The 13,081-nt window shown below is 47.0% G+C and carries 7 protein-coding genes; 2 read left to right on the plus strand and 5 right to left on the minus strand.

The window, feature by feature from the left end:
- Nucleotides 1–57 precede the first annotated feature (57 nt).
- The 5 genes from MIC7113_RS31245 to MIC7113_RS38825 form a co-directional block, all read right to left on the minus strand.
- Complete coding sequence (locus tag MIC7113_RS31245; protein WP_015186190.1) at nucleotides 58–750, minus strand: DUF6753 family protein; 693 nt, start codon at nucleotides 748–750, stop codon at nucleotides 58–60.
- Between the two features lie 13 nt (nucleotides 751–763).
- Complete coding sequence (locus MIC7113_RS31250; protein WP_015186191.1) at nucleotides 764–1,549, minus strand: hypothetical protein; 786 nt, start codon at nucleotides 1,547–1,549, stop codon at nucleotides 764–766.
- A gap of 110 nt (nucleotides 1,550–1,659) precedes the next feature.
- Nucleotides 1,660–2,277, minus strand: coding sequence for a hypothetical protein (locus tag MIC7113_RS31255; RefSeq protein WP_015186192.1), 618 nt, complete (start codon nucleotides 2,275–2,277; stop codon nucleotides 1,660–1,662).
- Nucleotides 2,274–3,404, minus strand: coding sequence for a ParM/StbA family protein (locus MIC7113_RS31260; RefSeq protein ID WP_015186193.1), 1,131 nt, complete (start codon nucleotides 3,402–3,404; stop codon nucleotides 2,274–2,276). The genes MIC7113_RS31255 and MIC7113_RS31260 overlap by 4 nt, the downstream gene beginning before the upstream one ends.
- A 598-nt stretch (nucleotides 3,405–4,002) precedes the next feature.
- The gene (locus MIC7113_RS38825) at nucleotides 4,003–4,128 is read right to left on the minus strand and encodes a hypothetical protein (RefSeq protein ID WP_256374828.1); all 126 of its coding nucleotides are present in this window, start codon (nucleotides 4,126–4,128) and stop codon (nucleotides 4,003–4,005) included.
- Nucleotides 4,129–4,733: 605 nt separating this feature from the next.
- Between MIC7113_RS38825 and MIC7113_RS31265 the strand changes: the two genes are divergently transcribed.
- Together MIC7113_RS31265 and MIC7113_RS31270 are read left to right on the plus strand one after the other, a co-directional pair.
- Entirely contained in the window at nucleotides 4,734–12,578 is a 7,845-nt protein-coding gene (locus tag MIC7113_RS31265) for a SpvB/TcaC N-terminal domain-containing protein (protein WP_015186194.1), read from the plus strand.
- 116 nt (nucleotides 12,579–12,694) lie between these two features.
- The gene (locus MIC7113_RS31270; protein WP_015186195.1) at nucleotides 12,695–13,075 is read left to right on the plus strand and encodes a hypothetical protein; all 381 of its coding nucleotides are present in this window, start codon (nucleotides 12,695–12,697) and stop codon (nucleotides 13,073–13,075) included.
- Nucleotides 13,076–13,081 lie beyond the last annotated feature (6 nt).

Below are 13,081 nucleotides of genomic sequence, written 5' to 3' on the forward strand. Positions count from 1 at the left end.
AAAAAACTCAGGCAATCCTGAGTTTAATTTAAAGTAAATCCGTTCTAATTTTGTTGTCTAATCCGCGTATTTTCTCTGCTCTGGCGGTGTCACCCAAATCGTACAAAATCCACTCGTGGCTGAACGAGAACCTAAGTTAAGACGAATATTGAGCCGTTTGATATCTTGGGTACATTCCAGATTATCCAAATATCCTCCATTCCAGCGCATCAAATTTCGAGCAAATTTTCCTTCCTTTGATGAAGCCCAGCGTAGAGCATCGACCTGTTCTGCTGTCAGCTTCACCTCAGTTGTATATCCGCCTTGTAAGTAGGGAGGAACTGTAACTCCCATGACAAAACCCAGCCCTAAGACGGACAGTAACACTCCTGCTGCTGGTATGAGAGAACTAAAAAATCGTCGCGCTTCTTGCCTTTCGGCTTGCCTAATTATATCTCCGGCTGCTTGAGCGATCGCTAACTTTTGTCTCTCTATCAAAGCATGGTCTACTAGCTCAAACGTCTTCGTTATCTGAGTGTTCCAGTGTTTGAACAATCGGTCTAAAGCATTAGGCGCTTCTTCTAACATCACCTCCAACCGTCCCGTCGCCACCAGAAAGATAAATATCGGGTCATCTGGCTCATATCCGGTCACGTTAACAAAATCCATCACTCTGCGCTTAAATTCCTCAGACTTCCCCTGTAAAGCTACCTCTAATGGAGTCAGTTTAGATTCAGAGGATACCGGGAATTTTGGAGTATTCTGGCTCATGAATGTCACCTTATCAGGCGGCTAATTCCGTGTTTTCAATTGCCTTGCTTGTCATCTTCAAAAACGTCACGATTCTCTGACTTCCTAACATCCCGAACATCTTCTGATTCTGCTTATCTGCGGCTTCGGCAAAGGTTAGATTATTCTTATCAATTAGAGCGAGTTCTTGAAGACTGAGCTTGGGAAGAGTAATAGTCGGAATCTTGTAAGTCTCTAAGATTGACTTCATCTCAGCACTATTAAGTAGCTCTTGCCAATTCTTGTGTAATCCTTCATTGCAAACTAACACATGAACAATTTCACTCAGATTGTCTTTATACTTCTCTACAGATTCTCGAAAGAATTGCAGACTATCCGACTTGCCATTGCTCACAAACCATTTCACGAGTTGAATCTGGTTTTGAGGGCATAAGGTTAGGAGGTCGTTGCGAGAAATCCAATCGTTGACTAACTCAAACATTCCTCCGGGTAAATTGACTATTACTGACTTCTCTAGTGCTGCCTCAAATATCTTGTCTACCTCATTCACCCTCTCTTCAGCTTCAGTAAACTTGACATCAGCACAAGTTGTTGCTTTGCTGTAAATTCTCTCAATATCTCTATTGGATTGGTCGGCTTCAAAGAGCTTGAAATCAATTTGATGAGTCAGATAATAGTGAACCAAAACACGACACATCATCGACTTGCCCACTCCTCCTTTCTCTCCATCTATCAAATGGAGACAATGTATATTCTCTCCCAACTGTGAGGACAATTCTTTAGGTTCTTGATTTTTTGAATCATCTTGATGTTCAGACATTTCTTTTTTTCCTGTGGCTGAAAATTGCTTGGTCTTTCTCCTCATGATTAGTAATTAGGGAGGTGTTGGATAACTTTACTTTATGAAGGAAGTAAGAATCGCACTTTTCTTCAACTCAGTAGTTCGTCCACGTCATCCGTCCAACTCCGACTCCTTACTGTCTTTTCAGATGTTGTCTTCATTGATTCATCCAACTCAAACGGCTCAGAATCAGAGCTATCCTCAGCACTCTCGGAATTAGAACGCTGGGGAAAGCTAGCTGTGTGAAGGTTTCCGTTAGAAGCTTTGTCAGGATGGAGAGAGTGGGGAGAAAGATGATTGGTAGCGTTACAAGGAGCGCTATAAGTAGAGCGTTCTGAGTAAAGAAAGAGAGAGGCTAACTCAACAAGTTGGGTAAGTCCGTTGTGATTGGCAACCTCAACAATGTGGCTTGGGTTTAGCGATTCAGCAACGGGCAAGTTGAACTGATGACGAATGTTAAACAGGTGCTTCTCTAACGCATCGCAACACCTCAATGCTATGACGCGCAACTCTTCGTTACTCATCCCTCCTCTATATTCGTAAGCTTGTGCTAAATAGCACATTTTGAGCGTGGTCAGGATATCAGTTTTGAGGTTTGAAGTCTGATTTTCTTTCAGGTATTGCAACACCACTCCCTCAGCACTATTCAGTTCCAAGTCGTACTTGAGATTTACTGTGATTAGTTTAGATTTGTCACTGGCACTCATGCGGCTACTTGCTCCTTAGAAGACTTGAGTTTGTTGAAAATACCCCACACGTCAATGAGTCGAAACGCCAGAGGTTCTGTACCGCTTCGAGAATTGAAAATTACATCCACAATCAGGCTCTCTATCTCATGACCCCAGTAGGTAGGAGTAGAAGTGCGCTTGAAATACGCCTCTAGTTCATTCTTGAAGTAGATGGCTCCTCCTCCACATAAAATGACTTCATTCATAGAAGTAGATACAGTGACATTTATCCATGCCTTCAGTCGCTCCCAGTACTCTTCTCTCGCTGTAGCGATCGCTGCTACAATTTCCTCAGTTTCTTGCGTGCGAAATTGTTCATCATGAGAGCGAGCGAGTGAGGCTATAGCGCTGTTAGTCGCCGTAATATCGCTACCCGCTTTAAAGACTGCTTCTGTCAGAACCTCAGACTTTTGTCCACTGGTTAAGCGCCGAACCTTCTCTATTAATTGGTGAAAACCAAGGTCTGAGGTAGTAGAGAGCCTGGAATTTAACTTGCCCTCTGTAAACACCAACGCACTGGTGTTACGATGCCCGAACATACAGACAGATAGAGAACGCTCTTTAAACCACATCGAGCCTTTTGTTTTCAAACGACTGGCTGCTAACCCAAACCCTTCTGGGACGCATTCAAAATGCTCTAGTTTTACCCGAAGCCGCTCTCCCCTAAACTTGTAATCTTTGAGCAAGTGCTTTAATCTTGCACTGAATCTTTCTCTGTCTGGGTATTCGTCGTAAGGGAGCAGTACACCTAGCGCCACACTGAATTTAGTTGGTAAATTAAGGCGTTGCTTGATGACACCGAGAGCCGTCATCACTTTATACACCGCTCTCTCATACTTCAGTTCGTGCATTCCTGCATCTGCAAGAAATTCACGAGCTAAACTTCCCACTACCACACATCTATCTCCCATCTCTACCCAGGCTTCCGCTTCGGGTTGAGGGATGCCAATACCATTGAGAGCTTTGTATGTTTCTAGAGTATGGTGTGTTACCTCTATTACTTCTGGAGGCATTCTTAATAATGAAGGTTTCTCCCCTACTCTTAGTCCGTAAATAATCTTGGTTGAGGATGCTCCAACATCAAATCCGACAATCAAATCTGCCATAAAACTTTCCTGACACTCACAACTAAACAACACATTTAATTCAGTCTTTCTTCAACACCACACGCTCAGCATCAAAACTGATTTGGTAACAAAAAATACATTTTGAAATCCCGCTCTTTTCCCATTGTTTCCCCAACTTTTTCTTAGAAATGGGAAGAGAGAAATGGGGAAATAATGGGAAGAACTAGGGAAATGAGAGGGAGACAGAAAAGTTCTTTGTTACCCAGACGTTAATTTGAACTCAATTGATGTACCCTAGAATCAAGGCAACCACCTGTTCCCCCCTTGTTTCCCTAGAATTGGGTATGAAATTTTGGAAAAAACTTGGGGAAATGATGGGGAATTAATGGGGAGAGACATGACATAGGAGGCTGATGCTATCTTTTGAGCAGCTACTACAAAAAGGGTTTCGGGTAGGCATTGGAACAATGTGGACTCACTCCACAATTTTTCCCCTGACGGGTCGGCTGAAGCCTAAAAATTGCTCCGTTCGTTCAGCGTCTTGTGAGCGCTAGAGTATTCCAGAACAAACAGTTCTTTGTTGGATTGACTACTACTTGAGTCCCGGTAAAAAATACTGCTTTCTGAATCACGAAGTCTAAAGCGATCGCAAAGGTGGTGAAGGTGACGGCTGCATATCAAGCCTTCTGTCTGCTTTCTGCTGTCTCTCACGCAGCGTGAAATTTTGTTTCTGTTGTGGAATTGGCATGAGGATGACGCTCATAAATCAACTAATTCGACGTTAGCCTCCCCCTCCTAGCGCTGTAATTCCACTTGGGTTGTATCAAAACGACCTCTAACTTTGTGAAGAGAAACGCCTGATGAGGGCGATCGCATAGTCTGAAAGTAACTGGGATTGAAAAGAGTACCCATGAGGGTACTATCGTTTCGCTAGATTTCCTAAAAAATAATACTTAGCTCGAATGTCACTGACTTAAGCCCTGAACTAAAGTTCGGGCTAAAAGCTAAAACCCGTTAAAACGGGTTGAAAGGCTTATTCAGTAAGCTTTAGCTTACTTAAGCTTTGAGCCTGAAATTTATTTCAAGGCTCCTAAGTCAGTGCCATTCTACTTAGCTCGACTGATTAACAAGGTCTGAATCCCTAGCGATGAAGGTAGGGAGGACTCCATAAGCCAGCAGAGCATCACTAGTCAAACAGCCTGAAGACTGTCTGTTAAAAGTGTTGCGATTTGTTAAAAGAATACCGGAATGGCGATGCCTCCGGTTAGGGTGTCTATCAACAAAAAACCTCCGGTTTTGACAAATTACATCAGCATTGAAAAGCTATCTCGTTAAATTGCACACCGCCTGCCCCTAGCGAGAGTGTCCATGAACAACCAAGAACGGATTTCCAATCCTAGTGCTTCTTCAACCCAACAAGGAAATGGCACAGGAGCGGAACCAGATAAAAGCTATTTCTCTCCACCTCCTGCTGTCTCGCTTCCCAAAGGTGGAGGAGCCATCAAAGGTATGGGTGAGAAATTTGCTGCTAACCCGGTTACTGGTACTGGTTCTATGAGCGTGCCGATCGCCATCAGTCCTGGTCGCTCTGGATTTGGTCCGCAGTTGTCTCTCTCCTATGACTCTGGAGCGGGCAATGGCATATTTGGGATGGGCTGGAGTCTATCACTGCCATCGATTACTCGCAAAACCGACAAGGGGTTACCGCGCTATTGGGACACTGAGGAGTCAGATGTTTTTATCCTCTCTGGTGCAGAAGATTTAGTACCTGTGCTGAAGGGCGATGGCACCGTAGATGAAACGGTACGAAATGGGTACCAGATTCGTAAATATCGTCCTCGCATTGAGGGGTTGTTTGCCCGAATTGAACGCTGGACAAAGGTGGATTCGGGAGAGACGCATTGGCGATCAATTTCAAAGGACAACCTTACCACGCTTTACGGTAAAACGGCTGAAAGTCGAATTGCTGATCCCAATCATGCTACTCACATTTTTAGCTGGTTAATTTGTGAGAGCTACGACGACAAAGGCAATGCGATCGTCTATCAATACAAATCAGAGGATGCAGAACACTCCGTTGGAATTAATTTATCGCAGGCGCATGAACAGAACCGAACTCCACAAAGCCGAGCCACGAATCGGTACTTGAAACGAATTCAATACGGTAATCAAACTCCTCGGCAAGCCAATGAAGATTTAAGGTTACGCAAAGATTGGATGTTTGAGGTGGTGTTTGATTATGGAGAACACGATCGCACCAATCCTATCTCTAAAGAGCCAGAGCAATGGACAACTGAGACTCTCCGTCGCGATCCGTTTTCATCTTATCGGGCTGGGTTTGAAGTGCGGACTTACCGCCTCTGCCAGCGAGTGCTGATGTTTCATCATATTCCCGATGTGCCAAATCATTCCCAGGGATATAACGGCTTAGTGAAATCAACAGACTTCACCTACTCATACAAAGAAAATCCAGAGGTTGGCAATCCAATCTATTCATTTCTCCGCGCAGTTACACAAACAGGATATAAACCTGATCCGGCAGGTGGCTACATTCAAAAATCCCTGCCACCGTTGGAGTTTCAGTATAGTGAACCCGACATTGACGAGACGGTACGAGAGGTTGATCGCACCAGTCTGGAAAATTTGCCTCAAGGGTTAGATGGAACACGCTACCAGTGGGTGGATCTGGATGGAGAGGGATTGTCGGGCATTTTGACTGAGCAGGGGAATGGGTGGTTCTACAAGCGCAACCTCAGTCCCATTAATAGTGTTCGAGACAATAGCAAGGAACACATTGAAGCACAATTTGCCCCAGTTGAACTTGTTGCTAGTAAACCAGTCAGTGGTTTAGCAAATGGCGCTCAGTTTCTCGATTTGGCGGGGGATGGTCAGCCAGATTTAGTGACACTCCGGAGCACTACACCAGGATTTTACGAACGCACTCAGGATGCAGATTGGGAAAATTTTATTCCCTTTAAGTCTCTGCCTATCTTGGATTGGGATAATCCAAATCTAAAGTTCATCGATCTGAATGGAGATGGTCACAGCGATATCCTGATTACCGAGGATGAATGTTTTGTCTGGCATCCTTCCCTCGCAGAAGAAGGGTTCGCAGCAGCAGAGCGAGTGCGCCAGCCTTGGGATGAGGAAAAAGGAGTTCGTGTGGTGTTTGCAGACAGCACCCAGTCGATTCATCTGGCGGATATGTCAGGGGATGGGCTGACGGATATTGTGCGGATTCGCAATGGTGAGGTGTGTTACTGGCCCAATCTGGGTTACGGTCGGTTTGGTGCCAAGGTGACGATGGATAATGCCCCCTGGTTTGATGTGCTGGAGCTTTTTAATCAGCGCCGGATTGTACTGGCAGATATTGATGGCTCAGGGACGACAGATATTCTGTACTTGAGTGGGAACGGGGTGCAGGTTTATTTCAACCAGTCGGGAAATAGTTGGGCAGAAAAGCAGGTTTTGAAGAGTTTTCCGGCGATCGATAATGTTGTTTCGGTCACAACGCTTGACTTGTTAGGTAATGGAACTGCCTGCCTGGTGTGGTCTTCACCGTTACCTGGAAGCACACCCCGTATGATGCGGTATATCGACTTGATGGGCGGGCAGAAGCCTCATCTGTTAGTCAAGACCGTCAACAACATGGGTGCGGCAACGATAGTGCAGTATGCGCCTTCTACGAAGTTTTACCTACAAGATCGGTTAGCAGGTAAACCCTGGATTACAAAACTACCGTTTCCTGTTCATGTGGTGGAGCGGGTAGAAACGCGGGATTATATTTCTGGTAATCGCTTTGTAACTCGCTATGCCTACCATCATGGCTATTTTGATGGGGAGGAGCGAGAGTTTCGCGGGTTTGGTTTTGTGGAGCAGTGGGATACCGAGGACTATGGCGTATTCCAACAGGGTGGTGGAACCAATGCGCTGGAGCAAGCGCTGCATGTTCCCCCAGTGTTGACGAAGACTTGGTTTCATACCGGAGTTTATATCGATCGCGATCGCATCTCCAATTTCTTTGCTGAAAAGGAATACTATCGAGAACCCCAGTATCGTATCCTCGCTAATGCTACAGAGGCGGAAAAGCAAGCCCGTGAAGCCGCGTTTCAGACTACATTGCTGCCAGATACGATTTTGCCCCCAGGTATAACAATTCAGGAAGAGCGAGAAGCCGTGCGATCTCTCAAGGGACGCATCCTGAGGCAGGAAATCTATGCACTGGATGGTTCAGATAAGGAAGAGCATCCCTATAGTGTATCAGAGCGCAATTACGAAATCCGCTTAATTCAAGGGCGGCAAACAAATCGCCATGCTGTGTTTTATGCCCACGATCGCGAAACGATTGACTATCACTACGAGCGGAGTTTCATCCTCGATCCCACCGATCCAGAACCCGATCCGAAGAAGAAACGCAAGATTTTTGACCCGCGTGTGACCCATGCGATGACGCTGGAGGTAGATGAGTTTGGCAATGGGCTAAAGTCAGTGGCGATCGCCTATCCCCGTCGCAATCCTGCCTATCCAGAGCAGGGCAATACCCTGATTACATACACCGAAAATCAGGTCACGAATAAGCCCAATGAAGAAACCTGGTATCGAATTGGTGTACCGATTGAAACACGCACCTATGAATTAACAGGCTATTCAAAAACTGGCAGTCGATTTCAGATTTCTGACTTTGTGCAACCCGATCCGAGCGATCCAAGCACGCTTGTTCACATCTTTGAGAGTGAAGTTAATTATGAAGACCAACCTACAAGCGGCAGGCAGCGCCGTTTAATTGAGCGGGTGCGATCGCGTTATCGTCCCAATAGTCAGGCAAACACTCTCGATCCAACCTGTCTACCTCTAGGTGAGGTTGAGTCTCTGGCATTACCCTGTGAAAGCCTCAAACTTGCATTTACACCAGGATTACTCACACAAATTTATGGCAGCAAGATTAATGCCAGCGATTTGAATACCTTGTTGTTAGGAGAGGGTAAATACGTTCAGCAGGAGGGGAACTGGTGGATTTCATCTGGACGACAAAGCTTTGAGCCGACAAGATTCTATCTCTCTACTCAAACGAAAGATCCCTTTGGCAATGTTTATACCAGTGCTTACGATCCTTCCCATCTGTTGGTAACGCAGACAATTGACCCGCTCAGTAACACCGTACAAGTTCGGAATAATTATCGGGTACTACAACCAGAAGAAATTACTGACCCCAATGGAAATCGTGCTCGGGTTGCGTTTGATGCACTAGGTATGGTGGTGGGAACGGCTGTGATGGGTAAAGTTTCGGAAAACCAAGGTGACAACCTAACAAGCTTTGTCGCGGATTTGGATCAAACTGCGATCGCCAATCATGTTGAAAATCCGATGACCAACCCGCAAAACATTCTGGCAAATGCAACGACGCGGCTGGTGTACGACCTGGATCGGTATCACCACACTCGGCAAGTCTTACCCGATGGATCAGAGATCGGGCAACCTGTGGTGGTCTATACCCTGGCACGAGAAACCCACACGGCGGATTTGGCAACGGGTGAACCGACCAAAATCCAGCACAGTTTTCTCTATTCCGATGGGTTTGGGCGGGAGATTCAAACCAAAGTGCAGGCGGAACCGGGGTTGGCACCCGCCAGAAATCCGGATGGATCGTTGAAGCGGGATGCTGCTGGCAAACTGATTTTGGAGCCGGCGAACCCGCGTTGGGTGGGGACGGGACGCACAGTTTTCAACAACAAGGGCAAACCAACTAAAAAGTACGAGCCATTTTTTAGTCCAGACCATCGCTACGAGACTGAGCCGGATTTGGTGGAGTGGGGTGTTACGCCGCTCATTCATTACGATCCGTTGGAGCGGGTGATTCGCACAGACTTACCCAATGGCACGTTCTCGAAGGTGGAGTTTGATGCATGGCAGCAGACCACCTGGGATGAGAATGACACAGTGTTGGAAAGCGACTGGTATCGCGATCGCAGCAGTCCTGACCCCACTGCACCCGAACCGGGCAACCAGGAAACCCGCGCTGCCTGGTTAGCCGCAAAACATGCGAATACACCGACGATCGCCCATCTCGATACCCTGGCACGGACGTTTTTGAGGATCGCCAATAACGGACTTGCGACCGATGGCACTGCCCAGGAATACGAAACGCGGGTGGAACTGGATATTGAAGGCAATCAGCGATCGGTGACGGATGCTCTGGGTCGTAAGGTGATGGTCTATGACTATGACCTGTTGGGACACCAGATCCGCCAGCGCAGTATGGATGCAGGCGATCACTGGATGTTGAACAATGTGGCAGGCAATCCGATTCGCAAATGGGATAGCCTCAACCGGATGTTTAGCACTCGTTATGATGCGCTTCAGCGTCCAACTCATGTCTTGGTGCAGGTGGGAACAACTGACGCCCGATTGCTAGAACGGTTGGTGTATGGCGAGATGCACTCGGAAGTCGATCGCAACCTCAGAGGGCAACTGTATCAGCACTACGATGGCGCAGGAATTGCCATGAACGAGCGGTATGACTTTAAGGGCAATCTGTTACAGAGCAGTCGTCGGTTCGCGCAAAACTATAAGGAACTGCCGGATTGGATGGCGTTACGAGATTTGATGGAGTTAGGGACGATCGCTACTGCTGCCAACGCTCAACTGGAATCGGAGCAATTCATGGCATTCACTCGCTATGATGCGCTCAATCGTCCCATTGCACTGACAACGCCTCATCATAGTGGCATTCGTCCCAACATCATTCAACCAGCTTATAACAAAGCCAATTTGTTGGAGAAGGTGGATGTGTGGTTGCGGCAAGCCACACCACTGACAGGATTACTCAATCCGTCTACCTCTGATCTTCATGCCGTTACCAATATCAACTACAACGCTAAGGGACAACGCACACTGATTGAATACGGCAATCAGGTAAGAACTCGCTACGACTATGATGAGAAAACATTTCGCTTAACTCGCCTGCTCACTATTCGTCCCCAATTCAGCGAAGACGAAAATCAGAGTGCCCAGGATTTGCGCTACACCTACGATCCAGTCGGCAACATCACCCACATCTACGACCACGCCGATATCCAGAACATCATCTATTTCCGCAATCAACGGGTAGAACCGAGTGCTAGCTACGAATACGACCCGCTCTACCGTCTGCTAAAAGCGACTGGACGCGAACACCTGGGACAAACAGGTGGAACATTAAACCCTCCTCGCCAAACAGATCACGACGATGCATTTCGGATGAATCTGCCTCATCCTGGTGATGGCAATGCGATGGGCAATTACACCGAACGCTACGAATACGATGTCGTGGGTAATATCCTTAAAATGATTCACCAGGCAGTAACTGGGGGATGGACACGCCACTATGCCTATAATGAAGCCAGTTTAATTGAAATTGGAAAGGTCAACAACCGTCTCAGCCGCACCAGTTTACCGGGAGATTTGCCCGGAGTTTTGAGTGCCCGTTACGAGTACGATGCCCACGGCAACATGACTCAAATGCCTCATCTACCCCTAATGCAGTGGGATGAGCATGATCAACTACAGGCAAGCTCAAAGCAGGTAGTAAGTAATGGCGGCACACCTGAAACGACCTACTACATTTACGATGCCAGCGGTCAGCGGGTGCGGAAAGTTACTGAGCGGCAAGCCCCCGCAGGTGCAACTCCCACCCAGATGCAAGAGCGGCTTTATCTGGGTGGATTTGAGATTTACCGAGAATATGAGAGTGATGGCAGTACCCGTAGGCTAGAACGGGAAACGCTGCACATTATGGATGATAAGCGACGAATTGCTTTGGTCGAAACCAAAACACTAGACACTACAGACAACACTAATCTCAATCGTTCTCTGATTCGTTATCAACACGACAATCACCTAGGCTCCGCTTGTTTAGAACTAGATGAAACTGGCAGTGTCATCTCCTACGAAGAATACTATCCTTACGGCAGCACATCCTATCAGGCAGGACGAGATGCCGCAGAAGTAGGTCTAAAACGCTACCGCTACACAGACAAAGAACGCGATCATGAAACCTGGCTTTACTATCATGGTGCTAGGTACTATGCACCTTGGTTGGGTCGATGGATCAGCTGTGATCCAACTTTTCAGGAGAATCTGTACGTTTATGTAAGAAATAATCCAGTTATTTTTCAAGATCCAAATGGTGCTGAAGAAAGTAGCACCTGGAACCGTTTTATGGGTGCTTTGCGGGTTGTCGGAGGAGCTGCTCAAGCTGTTGTTGGAGCTGCAGTATTTGTTCAGGTTGAAGTTCCAGTTGCTGCTCAAGTGGTGGGTGGAATTGCAGTGGTACACGGCTTAGATGATATGCAAACTGGTCTTAGGCAATTAATCACTGGTAGGCAGGAGCGGAGTGCTACACAACAAACAGTTTCAGCAATTGCTCAGGGTGCTGGTGCTAGCCGGCAAACAGCCGAAGCAATTGGAACAGGTACTGACATAGGATTGGGATTTGTCAGTCCTACAGGACCAATAACGGGTGGTCCTCGTGCGGCTCTCCAACTTGCAACAACTGGACCTCGAGTTGTTGAAGCAACAACAGGTGTAGCTAGGGTTAATCAAGTTGTTCAAGGTGCACGGCAGGTTCAAGTTGGAACTCATGTAATGATGGCTGCTGCTGGTGGCAATGGAGGTTCTGGAAGTAGTTCTGGCTCATCTGGGGGAGAACCTTCTAGAGGCGGCAGTGGTAACACTGCTACTTCACCGCCTCCTGAAAATCCAACTCCAGCACAAGTTGCACAATCTAGTGGCGCTGGAGCACGACGGCCCTCACTACTCCAACAGGCAAGACAGGCAGGTGCTGCTGAGGAAATTGAAGGGCCAATGGAGGTTTTTGCACATGGCACAACTGAGGAAACAGCACGAGCAATGGTTGAAACTCAGGGTGGGAATTTATCAGCAGGTGGCGGCAATTTTGGCGGAAGGCTCTTTACTGTTCCAAACCTCGATGTCGCTGGGGTATTTGCCAATCGAGCCGCCTCTAGAGCAGCAGGAGAACAACCAGCAATTGTTGGTATTGCACTTCCCCGTGATACTGCCGCTCGACTTCGGCAAGGTCCTAATCCATTATTGAGACTTGGTCCAATTGATAATCCTCCGGCTGGTGTCTCACCTGGTGCACAGGAGTGGGTATTTCAACCAGGTGCAATTGATACATTGCAATCTCAAGGTTTCTTTTTCCGTCTGGAATTCTAGTATGCTTGCCCATTTTTATGAGTGCACCCTAATAGCGCTTTTAATAGATCGTCCACTCTCATAGCGTGTTTGAATGCAAAGAACTTACTGAACTATGATTCTGGAAACTTTTAACCATGACTCAGCAAACATTTCAAATCGATGGACGCATTATTGAAGAACCAGCGAGTATATCATCCAGAACTATTGACTTGCCTTTGTGGGTGAGTGGCGATTGCAAACGCTGTACCAATTGCGATCGTGAAACGAACTGGCTCGATATCGTCTCATCTGCATTGGATAAAGTGCATAGTCGAGAAATAATTGCCCGTGTCATTTTAGGCGAACAGAAATTTGTCAACACCGAAACACCCAGGGCGATCGCAGATTTGAAGTGCTTTCAATGTGGAACGGCGATCGATCATATACGCAGCTTCAAATGCCATAACTGGGCTTACGCCAAACCCGAATTGCTAGACGTTCTCAGAGCAATGGAAGCCGCAAACCCCGTCAATTGAAATCCC

Origin of the sequence: Allocoleopsis franciscana PCC 7113, from assembly GCF_000317515.1 — a bacterium.
Classification (GTDB): Bacteria; Cyanobacteriota; Cyanobacteriia; order Cyanobacteriales; family Coleofasciculaceae; genus Allocoleopsis; species Allocoleopsis franciscana.